The sequence below is a fragment of the Streptomyces sp. NPDC028991 genome, from assembly GCF_055564775.1.
Genome location: NZ_JBVHVP010000008.1, coordinates 222,844 through 241,274, shown reverse-complemented (window position 1 = coordinate 241,274; position 18,431 = coordinate 222,844). Strand labels below are relative to the sequence as shown.

Genomic DNA, 18,431 nt, shown 5'->3' with positions numbered 1-18,431 from the left:
TCCGGAGGAAGACGAGGAGGTTTCCGAGGGCCTCCTTTCATACGAATCTACAAGATGCCAGCCCTGGCCAGCCAACTCCTTCATGGTTTCTGCGACTGACCCTGGTGGAGCGCCGGGCGGTGTACTGAGGCCACTCCACGTGAACAGGACATGAACGAGCCGGGCCCGCCGCCCGCGAATTGGCTCAATCCGTACGCCCACCACACGATGCCGAAGAAGAGAGCCGGTCATGGACTTCCTTCGCCCCGCCAGCTGGGAGGAGGCGCTCGCAGCGAAGGCCGAGCACCCCACCGCTGTGCCGATCGCGGGTGGTACCGACGTGATGGTCGAGATCAACTTCGACCACCGCCGGCCCGGGTACCTCATGGACCTGAATCGCATCGGCGACCTCTGCGCATGGGAGGTCGGCGAGGACTCCGTACGGCTCGGTGCCTCCGTGCCCTACTCAAGGATCATGGAGAACCTGAGCACCGAGCTGCCGGGTCTCGCCCTCGCCTCGCACACGGTCGCCTCCCCGCAGATCCGTAACCGCGGCGGCGTGGGCGGGAACCTCGGCACCGCCTCCCCGGCCGGCGACGCCCATCCGGCGCTGCTCGCCGCCGGCGCGCAGGTCGAGGCCGAGTCGGTGCGCGGCAGGCGCCTGATCCCCATCGACGACTTCTACACGGGCGTGAAGCGCAACGCGCTGGAGCCCGACGAGCTGATCCGCGCCGTGCACGTCCGGAAGGCCGACGGCCCGCAGCAGTTCTCCAAGGTCGGCACCCGCAACGCCATGGTCATCGCGGTGTGCGCCTTCGGCCTCGCCCTGCACCCCGAAACCCGCACCGTCCGCACCGGCATCGGTTCGGCCGCGCCCACCCCGGTCCGGGCCACGGTCGCGGAGGAGTTCCTGAACGCGGCGCTCGAAGAGGGCGGCTTCTGGGACAACGGAAAGATCATCACCCCGTCCGTCGCCAAGCGGTTCGCGGACCTGTGCTCCGCCGCCTGCAACCCCATCGACGACGTCCGGGGCACCGCCGGCTACCGCCGCCACGCGGTCGGCGTGATGGCCCGCCGGACGCTCACCTGGACCTGGGAGTCGTACCGCGGCGCCCGCCACACCACGGAAGGAGCCGCGTGATGCGCGTCAACTTCACCGTCAACGGACGTCCGCAGGAAGCCGACGACGTGTGGGAGGGCGAGTCCCTGCTGTACGTGCTGCGCGAGCGGATGGGCCTGCCCGGCTCCAAGAACGCCTGCGAGCAGGGCGAGTGCGGCTCCTGCACGGTCCGCCTGGACGGCGTCCCGGTGTGCTCCTGTCTGGTCGCGGCCGGTCAGGCGCAGGACCGCGAGGTCGTCACCGTCGAGGGCCTGGCCGACTTCGCCAAGGAGCGCGCCGAGGGCAGCGCCACCGGCGCCTGCGGCAGCGGCGCCGACAAGGGCACCACGCTCGACGAGGCCAAGCGGTGGCAGGCCGGCGGCACCGACTCGCGGACCGGCGAGAGCGGCACCTCCCCGTGCGCGACGCTCGCCCCGATCCAGCAGGCGTTCATCGACGCCGGCGCCGTCCAGTGCGGCTTCTGCACGCCCGGCCTGCTGGTCGCCGCCGACGAGATGCTGGAGCGCAACCCGAGCCCGACCGACGCGGACATCCGCGAGGCGCTGTCGGGCAACCTGTGCCGCTGCACGGGCTACGAGAAGATCATGGACGCGGTCCGCCTGGCCGCGGCCCGCCAGTCCGAGGAGGTCTGAGCATGGCCGCCACCGGCGCACCTACCAAGATCACCCAGGGGTCACGGACCAGGGGCGGCATCGGCGAGTCCACCCTCCGCCCGGACGGCACCCTCAAGGTCACCGGCGAGTTCGCGTACTCGTCCGACATGTGGCACGAGGACATGCTGTGGGGCCAGCTGCTGCGCTCCACGGTCGCGCACGCCGAGATCGTGTCCATCGACACCGGCGAAGCCCTCGCCACGGCGGGTGTCCACGCCGTCCTGACATACGACGACCTGCCCACCGAGGTGCGGTACTACGGCCTGGAGCTCCAGGACACCCCGGTCCTCGCCCACGGCAGGGTCCGGCACCACGGGGAGCCGGTCGCGATCGTCGCCGCCGACCATCCGGAGACCGCGCGCCGCGCCGCCGCCAAGATCAAGGTGGAGTACCGGGAACTGCCGGTCATCACCGACGAGGCCTCCGCCACCGCCCCCGACGCGGTCCTCGTCCACGAAGGCCGCGACGACGAGTACGCCGGGACCGTCCCGCACCAGAACATCGTGCACCGCCAGCCGATCTTCCGCGGCGACGCCGACGAGGCGTCGAAGGAGGCCGACGTCATCGTCAGGGGCGAGTACTACTTCGGCATGCAGGACCAGGCCTTCCTCGGCCCGGAGTCCGGACTCGCGGTGCCGTCGGAGGACGGCGGCGTCGACCTCTACGTCGCCACGCAGTGGCTCCACTCCGACCTGCGCCAGATCGCGCCCGTCCTCGGCCTGCCCGAGGACAAGGTGCGGATGACGCTGTCCGGCGTCGGCGGCGCGTTCGGCGGGCGAGAGGACCTGTCGATGCAGATCCACGCCTGCCTCCTGGCGCTGCGCACCGGCAAGCCGGTCAAGATCGTCTACAACCGCTTCGAGTCCTTCTTCGGCCACGTCCACCGCCACCCGGCGAAGCTGCACTACGAGCACGGTGCCACCAGGGACGGCAGGATCACGCACATGAGGTGCCGCATCGTCCTGGACGGCGGTGCCTACGCCTCCGCCTCCCCGGCGGTCGTCGGCAACGCCGCCTCCCTGTCCGTCGGCCCGTACGTGATCGACGACGTGGAGATCGAGGCTCTCGCCCTCTACTCCAACAATCCGCCCTGCGGCGCGATGCGCGGCTTCGGCGCGGTCCAGGCGTGCTTCGCCTACGAGGCGCAGATGGACAAGGTGGCCGCGGAACTCGGCATGGACCCGGTGGAGTTCCGCCGGATCAACGCCATGGAGCAGGGCACGATCATGCCCACCGGCCAGCCGGTCGACTCCCCGGCGCCGGTCGCCGAACTCCTGCGCCGCGTCAAGGCGATGCCGATGCCTCCCGAGCGTCAGTGGGAGTCCAGCGAGGGCGCCGACGTACGGCAGCTGCCCGGCGGCCTGTCCAACACCACGCACGGCGAGGGCGTCGTCCGCGGCGTCGGCTACGCGGTCGGCATCAAGAACGTCGGCTTCTCCGAGGGCTTCGACGACTACTCCACGGCCAAGGTCCGCATGGAGGTCGTCGGCGGCGAGCCGGTGGCCACCGTGCACACCGCCATGGCGGAGGTCGGCCAGGGCGGCGTCACCGTCCACGCGCAGATCGCCCGCACCGAACTGGGCGTCGCCCAGGTGACCATCCACCCGGCGGACACACAGGTCGGCTCGGCCGGCTCCACCTCGGCGTCCAGGCAGACGTACGTCACCGGCGGTGCCGTCAAGAACGCCTGCGAGCTGGTGCGCGAGAAGGTCCTGGAGATCGGCCGCCGCAGGTTCGGCTCCTACCATCCGGCCTGGGCCACCGCCGAACTCCTCCTGGAGGGCGGCAAGGTCGTCACCGTCGGCGGCGAGGTGCTCCGCGACCTCGTGGACGTCCTGGAGGGCGAGGCCGTCGAGGTCGAGGAGGAGTGGCGGCACCGGCCGACCGAGGCCTTCCACCCGCGCACCGGCCAGGGCAACGGCCACGTCCAGTACTCCTTCGCCGCGCACCGCGCCGTCGTCGAGGTCGACACCGAACTGGGCCTGGTCAAGGTGATCGAGCTGGCCTGCGCCCAGGATGTCGGCAAGGCGCTCAACCCGCTCTCCGTCATCGGCCAGATCCAGGGCGGCACCGTCCAGGGCCTGGGCATCGCGGTGATGGAGGAGATCGTCGTCGACCCCAGGACCGCGAAGGTCAGGAACCCGTCCTTCACGGACTACCTGCTCCCCACGATTCTCGACACGCCGGCCCTCCCGGTCGACGTGCTCGAACTCGCCGACGACCACGCGCCGTACGGGCTGCGCGGCGCCGGCGAGGCACCCACCCTGTCGTCGACACCGGCGGTCCTCGCGGCCGTCCGGGACGCGACCGGGCTGGCGCTCGACCGCACGCCGGTACGACCGGAGCACCTGACCGGCACGGCGTGAGAAGACCCTCCGGGCGGCGCACGGAACGTCACACACTCCGCGCCGTCCGGAGCACAGCCCAAGTCCCGCTCCGCTCGCGGTGCTTGAAGTACCACCACCACATGCGTTCGTCTCGGGCCGTCCCCCGGGTCGTGCATATCCCAAATCCCGCGACCGCCCCAGCGGCCGACCGGGTGCACCTATGAACCTTGGGAGACGGCCCCCATGACACAGCAGTCAGTGGAGCCAAAGACCGCCGAGGACGCGGGCGCGGGTTCCCGCGTCCCCGCCGGACGGTCTTGGCTCGACCGGTACTTTCACATAACCCACCGAGGATCGACGGTCGCGCGTGAGGTGCGCGGCGGTACCACCACCTTCATGGCGATGGCCTACATCGTCCTGCTCAACCCCGTCATCCTGTCCGGCAAGGACGCGGCGGGGGACACCCTGGGCCAGAAGGCCCTGATCACCGCGACGGCGCTCGCCGCGGCGGTCACCACGCTCCTCATGGGCTTCGTCGGCAAGGTGCCGCTCGCCCTGGCCGCCGGTCTCTCGGTGTCCGGGGTGATCGCCGGGCAGGTCGTCCCCCAGATGACCTGGCCGCAGGCCATGGGCATGTGCGTGATGTACGGCGTGGTGATCATGCTGCTCGTGGTCACCGGGCTCCGCGAGATGATCATGAATGCGATCCCGCTCGCCCTCAAGCACGGCATCACCATGGGCATCGGCCTGTTCATCGCCATCATCGGCCTGGTCAAGGGCGGCTTCGTCCACGCGGGCAAGGCGACCCCGCTCACCCTCGGCCCCGCCGGAGAACTCGCCGGCTGGCCCGTCCTGCTCTTCGCGGGCACCCTGCTCCTGATCTTCATGCTCCAGGCCCGCAACACCCCCGGGGCGATCCTGATCGGCATCATCACCGGCACGGTCATCGCGTCCCTGCTGAACGCCACCGGGGTCATCGACCCCAGGCAGTGGGCCAACGGAGCCCCCGAGCTGCACGGCAGCGCGGTCTCCATGCCCGACTTCTCGCTCTTCGGCGACCTGGAGTTCGGCGGCTGGGGCGAGGTCGGCGCGATGACGGTCGGCATGATCGTCTTCACGCTGGTGCTGGCCGGGTTCTTCGACGCGATGGCCACCATCATCGGTGTCGGCACCGAGGCGAAGCTCGCCGACGACAAGGGCCGGATGCCGGGCCTGTCGAAGGCGCTGTTCGTCGACGGCGCCGGCGGCGCCATCGGCGGTGTGGCGGGCGGCTCCGGTCAGACCGTCTTCGTCGAGTCCGCGACCGGCGTCGGCGAGGGGGCCCGCACCGGGCTCTCCTCGGTCGTCACCGGCCTGTTCTTCGCGGCCTGCCTCTTCTTCACACCGATCACCGCGATCGTGCCGCAGGAGGTCGCCTCCGCCGCGCTGGTCGTCATCGGCGCGATGATGATGATGAACGCCCGGCACGTGGACTGGGCCGACCGGGCCACCGCGATCCCGGTCTTCCTGACCGTCGTCCTGATGCCTTTCACGTACTCCATCACGGCGGGTGTCGCCGCCGGTGTCATCTCCTACGTCGCCATCAAGGCCGCCCAGGGCAAGGCGCGGGAGATCGGCGCGTTCATGTGGGCGCTGACGGTGATCTTCATCGTCTACTTCGCCCTCAACCCGATCGAGAGCTGGCTGGGCGTGCATTAGCCGCTGCCACGGGAACCCGTTCCCCATCCCCGCTCTGTGAGGAGACCGACAGATGCTGGACATCGCCGAAGAGCTGAACCGGTGGGTCGAGCAGGGGCGCGACTTCGCCGTGGCCACCGTGGTGGCCGTCGGCGGCAGCGCCCCCCGTCAGCCCGGCGCCGCCCTCGCGGTGGACGCCGAGGGCACGGCGGTCGGCTCGGTCTCCGGCGGCTGTGTGGAGGGGGCCGTGTACGAGCTGTGCCGGCAGGCGCTCGCGGACGGCGAAACCGTACTGGAGCGCTTCGGCTACAGCGACGAGGACGCCTTCGCCGTGGGGCTGACCTGCGGCGGGGTCGTCGACATCCTCGTCACGCCGGCCCGGGCGGACGACCCCGTCCGGTCGGCGCTGGCCGCCGCGCTCGCCGCCGCCGCGGGCGGGGAACCGGCGGCGGTGGCGCGGATCGCGAGTGGCCCGGCGGAACTGACGGGTCGCGCGCTCGTCGTCCGCCCGGACGGCTCCCGCACCGGCGGTTTCGGCGCCCACCCCGAACTGGACCGCACGGTGGCCGCCGAGGCGTGCGCCTTCCTGGACGCCGGGCGCACCGGCACGCTGGAGATCGGAGAGCAGGGCTCGCGTTGCGGAGCACCGCTCACGCTGCTGATCGAGTCCTCCGTCCCCGCCCCCCGCATGATCGTCTTCGGTGCGATCGACTTCGCCTCGGCGCTGGTCAGGGCCGGCAAGTTCCTCGGCTACCACGTGACGGTGTGCGACGCGCGCCCCGTCTTCGCCACGCCGGTCCGTTTCCCGGACGCGGACGAGATCGTCGTCGAGTGGCCGCACGAGTACCTGCGGCGCACGGAGGTCGACGCGCGCACCGTGCTGTGCGTCCTGACCCACGACGCCAAGTTCGACGTACCCCTGCTCCGACTGGCGCTGCGCCTGCCGGTGGCGTACGTCGGCGCGATGGGCTCCCGCCGCACCCACCTGGACCGCGACGCACGGCTGCGCGAGGTCGGCGTGAGCGACCCGGAGCTGAACCGCCTCAGGTCCCCCATCGGCCTCGACCTGGGCGCGCGTACGCCCGAGGAGACGGCCCTGTCCATCGCCGCCGAGATCGTCGCGACCCGCCGGGGCGGCACGGGCGCCTCCCTGACCGGCGCCCACACCCCCATCCACCACGACGGCCCGCCCTCTGGGGCAGGCCGCGTCGGCTCGGTGGCCCCGACCCCGCCTTCGCGGCATGACCCGCCGGGCAGGCCCGGTGACCGGCCTCAGCCCGCGCCGTACCCCTTCCCCGGCTTCCGCGGCAGTGAGACGTCGGCGACCACCGGCCGGTGGTCCGAGGCCACGGCCTCCTCGGGTACGGAGGCGCCGCGCACCCGCACACCGTTCCCCACGGCCACGTAATCGATCCGCTTCACCGGCGCCGCGGCCGGATACGTGCCACCGGTCCCCCCTCCGGCGTCGCGCAGGTCCGCCCACAGCGGTCGCAGTTCGGGGGCCGAGGGCTCCGCGTTGAAGTCGCCGAGCAGCACCTGCCGGGCCCCCGGCGAAGTGGCCCGCTCCCGCGCCATGATCCGCCGGGTGTCGGCCACCTGCGCCACCCGGACCGCCGGATCGGAGCGGTAGTCGAGGTGCGTCACGAACACCTGCACCGGCACTCCGCGCACCTTGAGCGTCACCTCGCCGAACCCGGGCGCGGGCGCGGGGACGGGGTTCTCGTCCTGGGTGGACAGGCGCGTGATCTCGTGATTCGCCGCGGAACGGATCGGGAAGCGGGAGAGCACCGCCACGCCGTACTCGCGCCGAGGACCGCCTGCCTCGACGGGGTCGAGGCTGTAGATCGGCGCGAACGACACCCGCATGCCGAGCCGTCGCGCCAACTCCTCGGCGACGTCGAGCCCCTGACTGCGGGAACCCCAGTGCACGTCGACCTCCTGGAGGCCGATCACATCGGCGTCGAGGGCGCGCAGCGCGGCGGCCTGCCGGTTGAGGTCGAAGACGCCGTCCGACCCCGTTCCGGCGTGGATGTTGTACGTGGCGATGCGCAGCGGGACCGCGGTTCCCTGGTCAGCGGAGGCGGCCGGAGCCGCCACGGCCAGGCTCAACAGGGCGCCGGTTACGGACAGTTGGACGAAGGTGCGCGTTCTTGCGGACATGCCGGCACGGTACGCGGGAAACGCCCGGGGCGTGGCGTACGACGCGGACCCGTCCGCGCCCCGTACCTCGTGGGCAACCCGCGGTTCACGGGCGCCGCAGGAGCCGGTTGACCGCGCGGCCGAAGACGTACCGCCCGGTGCGGCCCAGTGCGCCGTCGAAGAGCGACGGGAGGAGACGGACCCTCAGTTCCTCGCGCCACACGACGCGGGACCGGCCGCCGGGGCCCGGGTGGACCTCGAGCTCCGCCCAGCCTCCGACCAGGCGGCCGCGCTTGTCCAGCCGGCACCGGCCGGGGGCGTCGTCGCCCGGCGGCTGCCAGAGGGTCACCTCCATCCTGTCGTCGAAGGAGAGCGGCCCGGCGCCCGTGCGGGCCACGATCACCGTGCCCCGGCGCGTGGGGCCGGGAGTCGCGACGGTGACCCGGGTCAGCGGCACCGCGTCGCCGTGCCGCTGCCATGTGGTGAGCCGGCGCCATGCCTCGTCCGGTGGGAGGGGAGCGGTGCGTTCGAGAGAGAAGGTGGCCACGCACCGATCGTAGGGAACCGCCCGCAGGTGACCGGCGGCAGTACGTGCCGGTCGGGTGGCGGGGTGGTGCGGCCCGGCGGGCGTGGAGGGTGGTGCGGCCCGGCGGGTGCGGAGGGTGATGCCGCCCCGTGCGCGTGGCGGGCGCCCCGTGCGACAGGCACCCTCGCACCTCATTCGAATCCAAGTTCGAGGTAGTGGGAGCGGTCACCGGGTTACTCAGCCGACACGCAAGTGACGGTGAGAGTGAGGAGGACCCCGTGAGCGAGAGCCCCGTGGGCGACAGCCCCGTGAGTGGACGCGTCTGGCGCCGGGCCCTGGTGACCGGCGGAGCCGGATTCGTCGGGTCCCACCTGTGCGGCCGCCTGCTCGACGCCGGCACCGACGTCGTATGCCTCGACAACCTGGCCACCGGCTCCCACGGCAACGTGGCCGAGCTGGAGCGGCACCGCGGCTTCCGGTTCGTCCGTGCCGACGCCACCGACCCGGCGGCCCTGCGCGGCCTGCCCGGCCGTTTCGACCTCGTCCTGCACTTCGCCTGCCCGGCCTCGCCCGCCGACTACCTCCGGCTGCCCCTGGAGACCCTCGACGTCGGCAGCACCGGCACCCGCAACGCACTCGAGCGGGCCCGCGCCGACGGCGCCCGCTTCGTGCTCGCCTCCACCTCCGAGGTCTACGGCGACCCGCTGGAGCACCCGCAGCGCGAGACCTACTGGGGCAACGTCAACCCGATCGGCCCGCGCAGCGTCTACGACGAGTCCAAGCGCTTCGCCGAGGCCCTGGTCACCGCCCACCGCCAGGTGCACGGCACGGACGCCGCCATCGTCCGCATCTTCAACACCTACGGCCCCCGCATGCGCACCGGCGACGGCCGCGCCGTGCCCACCTTCATCGCGCAGGCCCTGGACGGCATGCCGCTCACCGTCGCCGGCGACGGCGGCCAGACCCGCTCCCTGTGCTACGTCGACGACACCGTCGACGGCGTCCTGGCCCTCGCCGGGTCCGGGGAGAGCGGGCCGGTGAACATCGGCGGCGCCGACGAGATCACCATGCTGGAACTGGCCCGCCGCGTCGTCGAGCTCACCGGCTCCGGCTCCCGTATCCGCTTCGTCGAACGCCCCGTCGACGACCCCGGCCGGCGCAGGCCCGACACCACCCTGGCCCGGGAACGGCTCGGCTGGCAGCCACGGACCGGCTGGAGCGAGGGGCTGGAGCGGACCATCGGCTGGTTCGCGCACTCCATCGCCGCATAGCCCGCCACGCGGGGCTGACCCCGGATCATCACCTTCCGTGATATATCCGCTCTTTTCGGGAACTGAGTTGTCTCCAAGTGTTTGAGCCAGCCGCACCGCGGCACCCGCGAGCCGAGAGAGATCCAGAGGCTCCACAGAGACCACAGAGACCACAGAGACCACAGAGACCGGAACGAACCAGAGAGACTCACGAGCCGCCCGGGACGGAGCACCCCCCATGCGCATCCTTGGTATCAACGCCCTGTTCCACGACCCGGCCGCCGCACTCGTCGTCGACGGCCGGACCGTTGCGGCCGCCGAGGAAGAGCGTTTCAGCCGCCGCAAGCACGGCAAGCGGCCGGTGCCCTTCTCCGCGTGGGAAGTACCGGAGCTGTCGGCGCGGTGGTGCCTCGAACACGCCGGGGTACGGCCCGAGGAACTGGACGCCGTCGCGTACTCCTTCGACCCCAAGCTCGCCCGGCCCGCCCGCGACATGGGCCTGGACGACCCGTGGGACCCGCTGCGGCTCGAGTACGCCCGCCGCGCCCCCGAGTTCCTCGCCGAGGCGCTGCCCGGACTCGACCCCGACCAGGTCGTCTTCGTCCCGCACCACGTGGCGCACGCCGCCTCCGCCGGACCGGCCTCACCGCACCCCGACAACGACGTCCTCGTCCTCGACGGCCGCGGCGAGTCCGCCTCCCACCTGGCCGGCCGCTACCGCGACGGCAAGCTCGACACGCTCGCCACGCAGGCGCTGCCGCACTCGCTCGGCCTCGTCTACGAGGAACTGACCGAGCACCTCGGCTTCCTGCGCAGCAGCGACGAGTACAAGGTGATGGCCCTGGCCTCCTACGGCAAGCCCCGGTTCCTGGAGCAACTGCGCGAGCGCGTCCACGCCACCGGCGACGGCGGCTTTTGCGCCCACGGCGTCGACTGGGCGGCCCTCGCCCCGGCCCGCGCCAAGGGCGAGGACTGGACGAAGGACCACGCCGACCTCGCCGCGAGCACCCAGGCCGTACTGGAGGAACTGCTCCTCGAACTCGTCCACTGGCTGCACCGCGAGGCCGGGGGAGAAGCGCTGACCATGGCGGGCGGCGTCGCGCTCAACTGCGTCGCCAACTCGGAGATCGCCGCCCGCGGCCCGTACCGGCACGTGTGGGTGCAGCCCGCCGCCGGCGACGCGGGCACGGCCCTCGGCGGCGCCCTGCACGTGGCCGCCGCCCAGACGGGCACCGCTCCCGAGCCCATGCCCGGCGCCGACCTCGGCCGCGGCTGGAGCGACGAGGAGATCCGCACCTGGCTGGAGACGGCCGCGATCCCCTACGAGGAGCCGGACGACATCGCCGAGACGGTCGCCGAGGAACTGGCCCGCGACGGAGTCGTCGCCTGGTTCCAGGGCCGCAGCGAGTTCGGGCCGCGCGCCCTCGGACACCGCTCACTGCTGGCCCACCCGGGCCGGGCGGAGAACCTGGAGCGGCTCAACCAGGTCAAGGGCCGCGAGGAGTTCCGCCCCGTCGCGCCCATGGTGCTGGCCGACCGCGCCGCCGACATCTTCACCGGACCGATCCCCAGCCCGTACATGCTCTTCGTGCACGACGTAGCCGCAGCGTGGCGGGACCGCATCCCGGCGGTCGTGCACGTCGACGGCACCGCCCGCATCCAGACCGTCGAGGAGCGCCGCGAGCCGCTCGTCGCCCGGATGCTGGCCGCCTTCGAACGCCGCACCGGACTGCCCGTCGTGGTCAACACCAGCCTCAACACCGCCGGGCGGCCCATGGTCGACGACCCGCGCGACGCGCTGGAGTGCTTCGGTTCGGCACCGGTGGACCTGCTGGCGATCGGCCCGTTCGCGGTCCGCCGGGGGAGGGCGTTCGCATGACCGGCGCCCCCCTGACCGGCGGCGGAGGCAGGACGGGCTACGCCGTGGTCGTCCCGACCCTCGTGCGCGACACGCTGGCCGACTGCCTGGCCGCGCTGGCCGCCGCCACCGGGCCGGGCCCCGACGAGATCGTCCTCGTCGACGACCGGCCCGGACCGGACGCCGACCCGGACGCGCTGGAGCACCCCCTGACCGTCCTCGGCGACCTGCGCGAGCGCACGGTGGTACTGCGCAGCGGGGGACGGGGTCCCGCCGCCGCCCGCAACACCGGCCTCCGCGCGGTCACCTCACCCTGGACGGCCTTCCTCGACGACGACGTCCAGGTCGGCCCGCACTGGTGCGACCAGCTGGTCCAGGACCTCTCCGAGGCGGCCCCCGACACGGGTGCCGTGCAGGGCGTGATCGCCGTGCCGCTGCCGGGCGAGCGCCGCCCCACCGACTGGGAGCGGGGCACCGCCGGTCTCGCGCGGGCCCAGTGGATCACCGCCGACATGGCCTACCGCACCGACGTGCTCAAACAGGTCGGCGGCTTCGACGAACGCTTCACCCGCGCCTTCCGCGAGGACGCCGACCTCGCGCTGCGCGTGCTCGACGCGGGCTGGCGCATCCGGCGTGGCCGCCGCACCACCCGCCACCCCGTGCGCCCCGCCTCTCGCTGGGCGTCCCTGAAGCAGCAGCGCGGCAACGCCGACGACGCCCTGATGCTGCGGCTGCACGGCCCCGACTGGTGGGCCAAGGCGGTGGCGCCCAAGGGCCGGATCCGACGCCACGCGGCGATCACCGCCGCCGGCGCGGCCGCCCTCGCCCTCGCCGCCGCCGGCCGTCCCCGCGCCGCCGCGGTCGCCGGGCTCGGGTGGGCCGCCGGCACCGCCGAGTTCGCCTGGGCCCGTATCGTCCCGGGCCCGCGCACTCGCCAAGAGGTCACGACCATGCTGGTCACCAGCGCGCTCATCCCGCCCGCCGCGACCTGGCACCGGCTGAGCGGACTGTGGCGGCACCGCAACGCCCCCGGCTGGCAGGAGGTGGCGGCATGAGCCCCGTCAAGGCCGTGCTCTTCGACCGCGACGGCACTCTCGTCCACGACGTCCCCTACAACGGCGACCCGGCACGCGTCCGGCCCGTCGAGGGCGCCCGCGAGGCGGTCGCGCTGCTGCGCGAACACGGCATCCGGGCCGGCGTCGTCACCAACCAGTCCGGTATCGCCCGCGGTCTGATCAGCGACACCGACGTCCGCCACGTCAACCGGCGGATCGACGACCTCATCGGCCCCTTCGACGTCTGGGCGGTCTGCCCGCACGGCCCCGACGACGGCTGCCACTGCCGCAAGCCGGAGCCCGGCCTGGTCCTCTGGGCCGCCGGGCGCGTCTGCGCCGCCCCCGCCGACTGCGTCGTCATCGGCGACATCGGCGCCGACACCGAGGCGGCCGAACGCGCGGGCGCCCACGGCATCCTCGTCCCCAACGCGCAGACCCGCCCGGAGGAGACCGCCACCGCGGCACACGTGGCCCCGGACCTCCTGACCGCCGTACGGGCGGTGCTCGCCGGCCCGCCCGAGGGCCGAGTCCTCGCGGACGAACGGCCCGTCGCAGCGGCGTTCGCTCCCGAGACGGGCCTCGCTCCCGAGACGGGCCTCGCTCCTGAGGCGGGCCTTGCTCCTGAGGCGGGGCTTGCTCCTGAGGCGGGCCTCGCTCCTGAGGCGGGCCGGACGCGTGCCGCCGTGGACACCCGCGGGAGGCCGCGATGAAGGCACTCGTCACCCGGCTCGACAGCTTCGGCGACGTACTGCTCGCCGGACCCGCCGTCCGGGCCGTGGCCGCCCGGGCCGACCACGTCACCATGCTGTGCGGATCGCGCGGCGCGCCCGCCGCCCGCCTGCTGCCCGGCGTGGACGAGGTGCTGGTGTGGGACGCGCCCTGGGGCGGGTTCCAGCCGCCCGACGTCAGCCGCGCGGACATCGACGCGCTCGTCGACCGGATCGACGCCGACACCGCGCTGATCCTCACCTCCTTCCACCAGTCCCCGCTGCCCACCGCCCTGGTCCTGCGGCTCGCCGGTGTTCGGCACATCGCCGCGGACAGCGTGGACTACCCCGGCTCCCTGCTCGACCTGCGCCACCAGCGCGCCCCGCACGCCCACGAGGCCGAGGCCGCGCTGGACCTCGCCGAGGCGGCCGGATTCCCCCGCCCCGACGACGGCCGGCTGCGGGTGCGCACGCCGCCCCGCGCGGACGCGCTGACCGGCTCCGGCCCCTACGTCGTGCTGCACCCCGGCGCCAGCGTCCCCGCCCGCGCCTGGAGCCCCGAACGCGCCGCCGAGGCCGTGCGCGAACTCGCCGCCGCCGGGCACCGCGTGCTGGTCACCGGCGGCCCCGACGAACGCGACCTCACCGCCTACGTCGCGGGCGCGCACGGCACCGACCTCGGCGGCCGCACCGAGGCCCCGGAACTGGCCGGCGTCCTCGCGGGCGCCGCCGTCGTCGTCACCGGCAACACCGCGCCCGCCCACCTCGCCGCCGCCGTCGGCACCCCGGTGGTGTCCCTGTTCGCCCCGGTCGTACCGGCCGAGCGCTGGCGGCCGTACGGCGTCCCGTACGTCCTGCTCGGCGACCAGGACGCGCCCTGCGCGGACAGCAGGGCCCGGGACTGCCCCGTCCCCGGCCATCCCTGCCTGAACACCGTCACGGCCACCGACGTGGCCGCCGCCGTCGAGAAACTCCTGGGGGAGGCATGAGGATCCTCATCTGGCACGTGCACGGGTCGTGGACCACGGCCTTCGTGCAGGGCCCGCACACCTACCTCGTCCCCGTCACCCCGGACCGCGGACCCGACGGCCTCGGCCGCGCCCGCACCTGGGACTGGCCCGACTCCGTCGTCGAAGTACCGCCTCAGCGCCTGCGGGACGAGCACATCGACCTCGTGATCATCCAGCGCCCCCACGAACTCGACCTCGTCGACCGGTGGCTCGGCCGCCGCCCCCCGCTGGTGTACCTGGAGCACAACGCCCCCGACGGCGACGTCCCCGACACCCGCCACCCCGCCGCGGACATCCCCGACGTCACCACCCTCGTCCACGTCACCCACTTCAACCGGCTGATGTGGGACGCGGGCGCCACGGAGACGACGGTCGTCGAACACGGCATCGTCGACCCCGGCCACCGCTGGACCGGCGAGCTGGACCGCGCCGCCGTCGTCGTCAACGAACCGATCCGGCGCGGCCGTACGACCGGCACGGACCTGCTCCCCGCGTTCTCCCGCGCCGCCCCGCTCGACGTGTTCGGCATGCGCACCGAAGGGCTCGCCGAGCACATCGGCGTCGACCCCGGCCGCTGCCGCACGCGGGACGTCCCCCAGAGCGACCTGCACACCGAACTGGCCCGCCGCCGCGTCTACGTCCACCCCGTCCGCTGGACCTCCCTCGGCCTGTCCCTCCTGGAGGCCATGCACCTCGGCATGCCCGTGGTCGCCCTCGCCACCACCGAGGTGACCGAGGCCGTGCCCCCGGGCGCCGGAGTGGTCTCCAACCGCATCGACGTACTGACCGACGCCGTACGCGACTTCCTCGCCGACCCGCTGCACGCGCGGACGGTCGGCGACGGGGCCCGTGCGGCGGCCCTGTCCCGCTACGGGCTGTCCCGCTTCCTGGACGACTGGGAGCGGCTGCTGAAGGAGGTGACCCGATGAGGATCGCCATGGTGTCCGAGCACGCGAGCCCCCTCGCCGCGCTCGGCGGCGTCGACGCCGGTGGACAGAACGTCTACGTGGCCCGCCTCACCGAGGAGTTGGCCAAGCGCGGACACGACGTCACGGTCTACACCCGCCGGGACGCCACCGGTCTGCCCGACCGGGTGCCGCTGCCCGGCGGCGCGGTCGTCGAGCACGTGCCGGCCGGACCGCCCGCGGTCGTGCCCAAGGACGAACTGTTCCCGCACATGCCCGCCTTCGGCGCCCACCTGGCCCGCGCCTGGGCCCGGGAGACGCCCGACGTGGTGCACGCCCACTTCTGGATGTCCGGCATGGCCTCCCAGATCGGGGTCCGGCCGCACGGCGTCCCCCTCGTGCAGACCTTCCACGCCCTCGGCACCGTCAAGCGGCGCCACCAGGGCATGCGGGACACCAGCCCCTACGAGCGCATCGGCATCGAACGGCAGCTCGGCCGCGCCTGCGAACGGGTCCTGGCCACCTGCACCGACGAGGTCGTCGAACTCGGTGACATGGGCGTACCGCCCCGGCGGGTGTCCATCGTCCCCTGCGGTGTGGACGCCGAGCACTTCCACCCCACCGCCGACACCGGCCGCACCCCCGACCGACGGGAGCGGCACCGGCTGCTCGCCTGCGGCCGGCTCGTCCCCCGCAAGGGCTACGACCAGGCCATCCGGGCCCTGGCCGACATCCCCGACGCCGAACTCCTCATCGCGGGCGGCCCGCCCGCCGGCGGCCTCGACGCCGACCCCGAGGCGCGGCGCCTGACCGGGCTCGCGCGCCGCACCGGCGTCGCCGACCGCGTCCGGCTGCTCGGCGCGGTCGACCCCGAGGACATGCCCGCCCTGCTCCGCAGCGCCGACCTGGTGCTCTGCACCCCCGTCTACGAGCCCTTCGGCATCGTGCCGCTGGAGGCGATGGCCTGCGGCGTGCCGGTCCTCGCCACCGACGTCGGCGGCCACCGCGACTCCGTGGCCGACGGGACCACGGGCCGCCTGGTCACCCCGCAGGACCCCGGAGCCATCGCGGACGCCGCCCGCGAACTCCTCGCCGACGAACGGCTGCGCCGCCAGTACGGCAGGAACGGCCGCGAACGCGTCCTGCGGCACTACACCTGGGCGCGCGTCGCCGACGGCGCCGAACAGGTGTACCGCCTGACCCTCGCCGACCACACACTGTCGAAGGAGGTGGCGTGATGACCGTGCACCCGCCCGTAGCCGGGCACTGCGACGAACTCCAGGACGCGCTGGGGGCGTTCCGCGACTCCGCGCACATCACCGAACGCTGGGGCTCGCGGCTCGCCGCGGTGCTGAGCGGCGGCGGGCGGCTGCTGGCCGCGGGCAACGGCGGCAGCGCCGCCCAGGCACAGCACCTGACCGCCGAACTCGTCGGCCGCTACCGCGACGACCGGCCGCCGTTCTCCGCCATCGCCCTGCACGCCGACACCTCCTCCACGACCGCCATCGCCAACGACTACGGCGTCGACGAGGTGTTCGCCCGCCAGGTGCGCGCCCACGGCCGCGAGGGCGACGTGCTGATGCTGCTGTCCACCAGCGGCGCCAGCGCCAACCTGCTCTCCGCGGCCGACGCCGCCCGCGCGTCCGGGGTACGGGTGTGGGCGCTCACCGGCTGCGCCCCCAACCCGCTCATGGCGGGCAGCGACGAGTCCCTGTGCGTGGAAGCCCCCTCGACGGCCACCGTCCAGGAGATCCACCTGGTCGCCGTGCACATGATCTGCGCGGCCTTCGACGCCGCCCTGGAGCGGGGCGTACGGGGGGCACGTGGCAAGGGAACGCGGAGGTGACGAGACGCATGGCTGACAGGACCCCCCTGGTCGTGGTCGGCGACGCCCTGCTCGACCGCGACCTGACCGGCTCCGCCGACCGGCTGGCGCCCGACGCGCCGGTGCCGGTCGTGTCGGAGTGCGCCGAGCGCGTCCGTCCCGGTGGCGCCGCGCTCGCCGCGTATCTCGCCGCCCGCGACGGCCGCGAGGTCACGCTGATCACGGGCGCGGGCGACGACCCGGCCAGCCTGGCCCTGCGCGAACTCCTCGCCCCCTGGCTGACCCTGGTCCCCCTCCCCTTGAGCGGAACACTGCCCGAGAAGACCCGCGTCCTGGCGCAGGACCGCCCCGTCGTCCGCCTCGACCGCGGCGGCGGCCGGGCCCGCGAGGCCACCGACGAGGCCCGCGCCGCGCTGCGCTCCGCCCGGGCCGTCCTGGTCTCCGACTACGGCCGCGGCACGGCGGACGCCCTGCGGGACGTACTGACCGCACGCCCGCCGCTGGTCTGGGACCCGCACCCGCGCGGGGGCCCGCCGGTCCCCGGCACCCGGCTGGTGACACCCGCCGAGCAGGAGGCACACGGCTTCGGACCGCGCGACGGCCACCCGGCCGGGGGCCTGCGCGCCGCCGCGCTCGACGCCGCGGCCCTCGTACGGGACTGGCGGGTGGCCGCGGTGACGGTGACCCTCGGCTCCCGCGGCGCCCTCCTCTCCTACGGAGAACACCCCCTGCTCGTCCCCGCGCCCGCCGCCCACCACGGCGACTCCTGTGGCGCGGGGGACCGCTTCGCCGCCACCGCCGCCGGGCTGCTCGCGGACGGGGCGCTGGTGGGGGAGGCCGTCGAGGGGGCGGTGGCCGCCGCGACGGCGTTCGTCGCCGCGGGCGGCGCGGGCGCCCTGCCCCCCGCCGACGCCGGCCCGGCCCCGGCCACGTCACCCGACACCGACGACCCGCACGCCCTGGCCGCCCGCATCCGCGCCCAGCACGGCACGGTGGTCGCCGCGGGCGGCTGCTTCGACCTGCTGCACGCCGGACACGTCGGCCTCCTCCAGGCCGCCCGGCGGCTCGGCGACTGCCTGGTCGTCTGCGTCAACTCCGACGCCTCCGTCCAGCGCCGCAAGGGCGACGGCCGCCCCGTCAACCCCCTCGCCGACCGCGTCCGCGTCCTGCGCGCCCTGGCCTGCGTCGACGCGGTCGCGGTCTTCGACGAGGACACCCCCGAACGCCTCCTCGGCGACCTGCGCCCCGACGTCTGGGTCAAGGGCGGCGACTACGCCGGCGCGGACCTCCCCGAGGCCGCGCTCCTCCAGGAGTGGGGCGGCCAGGCGGTCCTGCTGCCCTACCTGGACGGCCGCTCCTCGACGGCCCTGATGGCCCGCGCCGCGGAGGGGGTGCGATGA

Annotated in this window: 15 protein-coding genes and 1 pseudogene; 14 read left to right on the top strand and 2 right to left on the bottom strand. The window is 73.9% G+C overall.

The annotated features are described in order from the left end of the window. The first annotated feature begins 229 nt into the window (after nt 1-229). The 5 genes and pseudogenes from ACZ4V1_RS19130 to ACZ4V1_RS19110 all read left to right on the top strand — a co-directional run. Nucleotides 230-1,120: an FAD binding domain-containing protein gene (locus ACZ4V1_RS19130; protein WP_468337116.1), complete on the top strand. Its 891-nt coding sequence runs from the start codon at nt 230-232 to the stop codon at nt 1,118-1,120. Then, complete coding sequence (locus ACZ4V1_RS19125; RefSeq protein WP_468337112.1) at nt 1,120-1,731, top strand: (2Fe-2S)-binding protein; 612 nt, start codon at nt 1,120-1,122, stop codon at nt 1,729-1,731. Before ACZ4V1_RS19130 ends, ACZ4V1_RS19125 begins: the two co-directional genes overlap by 1 nt. A 2-nt stretch (nt 1,732-1,733) precedes the next feature. Continuing rightward, nucleotides 1,734-4,118 (top strand): xanthine dehydrogenase family protein molybdopterin-binding subunit, encoded by a 2,385-nt coding sequence (locus ACZ4V1_RS19120; RefSeq protein WP_468337109.1) that lies wholly within the window; start codon nt 1,734-1,736, stop codon nt 4,116-4,118. 204 nt (nt 4,119-4,322) lie between these two features. Beyond that, nucleotides 4,323-5,777, top strand: a complete 1,455-nt coding sequence (locus ACZ4V1_RS19115; RefSeq protein WP_468337106.1) for an NCS2 family permease — start codon at nt 4,323-4,325, stop codon at nt 5,775-5,777. Nucleotides 5,778-5,829: 52 nt separating this feature from the next. Then, nucleotides 5,830-6,978 (top strand): annotated as a pseudogene (locus ACZ4V1_RS19110) (XdhC family protein); the annotation flags it as partial. Nucleotides 6,979-7,028: 50 nt separating this feature from the next. Here the strand turns inward: ACZ4V1_RS19110 and ACZ4V1_RS19105 are convergent. Both ACZ4V1_RS19105 and ACZ4V1_RS19100 read right to left on the bottom strand, forming a co-directional pair. Continuing rightward, nucleotides 7,029-7,916 (bottom strand): endonuclease/exonuclease/phosphatase family protein, encoded by an 888-nt coding sequence (locus ACZ4V1_RS19105; RefSeq protein WP_468337103.1) that lies wholly within the window; start codon nt 7,914-7,916, stop codon nt 7,029-7,031. A gap of 85 nt (nt 7,917-8,001) precedes the next feature. Continuing rightward, nucleotides 8,002-8,442, bottom strand: a complete 441-nt coding sequence (locus ACZ4V1_RS19100; protein WP_468337100.1) for an SRPBCC family protein — start codon at nt 8,440-8,442, stop codon at nt 8,002-8,004. Nucleotides 8,443-8,699: 257 nt separating this feature from the next. Here ACZ4V1_RS19100 and ACZ4V1_RS19095 point away from each other — a divergent pair, with 257 nt between their 5' ends. From ACZ4V1_RS19095 to rfaE2, 9 genes are all read left to right on the top strand, one after another. Further along, entirely contained in the window at nt 8,700-9,692 is a 993-nt protein-coding gene (locus ACZ4V1_RS19095) for an NAD-dependent epimerase/dehydratase family protein (protein WP_468337097.1), read from the top strand. Between the two features lie 217 nt (nt 9,693-9,909). Then, the gene (locus ACZ4V1_RS19090; RefSeq protein ID WP_468337094.1) at nt 9,910-11,550 is read left to right on the top strand and encodes a carbamoyltransferase family protein; all 1,641 of its coding nucleotides are present in this window, start codon (nt 9,910-9,912) and stop codon (nt 11,548-11,550) included. Next, nucleotides 11,547-12,584 (top strand): glycosyltransferase family 2 protein, encoded by a 1,038-nt coding sequence (locus ACZ4V1_RS19085; RefSeq protein WP_468337091.1) that lies wholly within the window; start codon nt 11,547-11,549, stop codon nt 12,582-12,584. Before ACZ4V1_RS19090 ends, ACZ4V1_RS19085 begins: the two co-directional genes overlap by 4 nt. Further along, on the top strand, nt 12,581-13,294 hold the full coding sequence (locus ACZ4V1_RS19080) for a D-glycero-alpha-D-manno-heptose-1,7-bisphosphate 7-phosphatase (RefSeq protein WP_468337088.1): 714 nt from the start codon (nt 12,581-12,583) through the stop codon (nt 13,292-13,294). The genes ACZ4V1_RS19085 and ACZ4V1_RS19080 overlap by 4 nt, the downstream gene beginning before the upstream one ends. Further along, a complete protein-coding gene (locus ACZ4V1_RS19075) occupies nt 13,291-14,280 on the top strand; it encodes a glycosyltransferase family 9 protein (protein ID WP_468337085.1) in 990 nt (329 codons plus the stop codon). The genes ACZ4V1_RS19080 and ACZ4V1_RS19075 overlap by 4 nt, the downstream gene beginning before the upstream one ends. Then, nucleotides 14,277-15,230 carry a glycosyltransferase gene (locus tag ACZ4V1_RS19070; RefSeq protein ID WP_468337082.1) on the top strand — a complete coding sequence of 318 codons (954 nt, stop codon included), beginning with the start codon at nt 14,277-14,279 and terminating at the stop codon, nt 15,228-15,230. Before ACZ4V1_RS19075 ends, ACZ4V1_RS19070 begins: the two co-directional genes overlap by 4 nt. Next, nucleotides 15,227-16,444: a glycosyltransferase family 4 protein gene (locus ACZ4V1_RS19065; RefSeq protein WP_468337079.1), complete on the top strand. Its 1,218-nt coding sequence runs from the start codon at nt 15,227-15,229 to the stop codon at nt 16,442-16,444. Before ACZ4V1_RS19070 ends, ACZ4V1_RS19065 begins: the two co-directional genes overlap by 4 nt. Beyond that, a complete protein-coding gene (locus ACZ4V1_RS19060) occupies nt 16,444-17,052 on the top strand; it encodes a D-sedoheptulose-7-phosphate isomerase (protein WP_468337077.1) in 609 nt (202 codons plus the stop codon). The genes ACZ4V1_RS19065 and ACZ4V1_RS19060 overlap by 1 nt, the downstream gene beginning before the upstream one ends. A gap of 8 nt (nt 17,053-17,060) precedes the next feature. Continuing rightward, on the top strand, nt 17,061-18,431 hold the full coding sequence (rfaE2, locus tag ACZ4V1_RS19055) for a D-glycero-beta-D-manno-heptose 1-phosphate adenylyltransferase (RefSeq protein WP_468337074.1): 1,371 nt from the start codon (nt 17,061-17,063) through the stop codon (nt 18,429-18,431).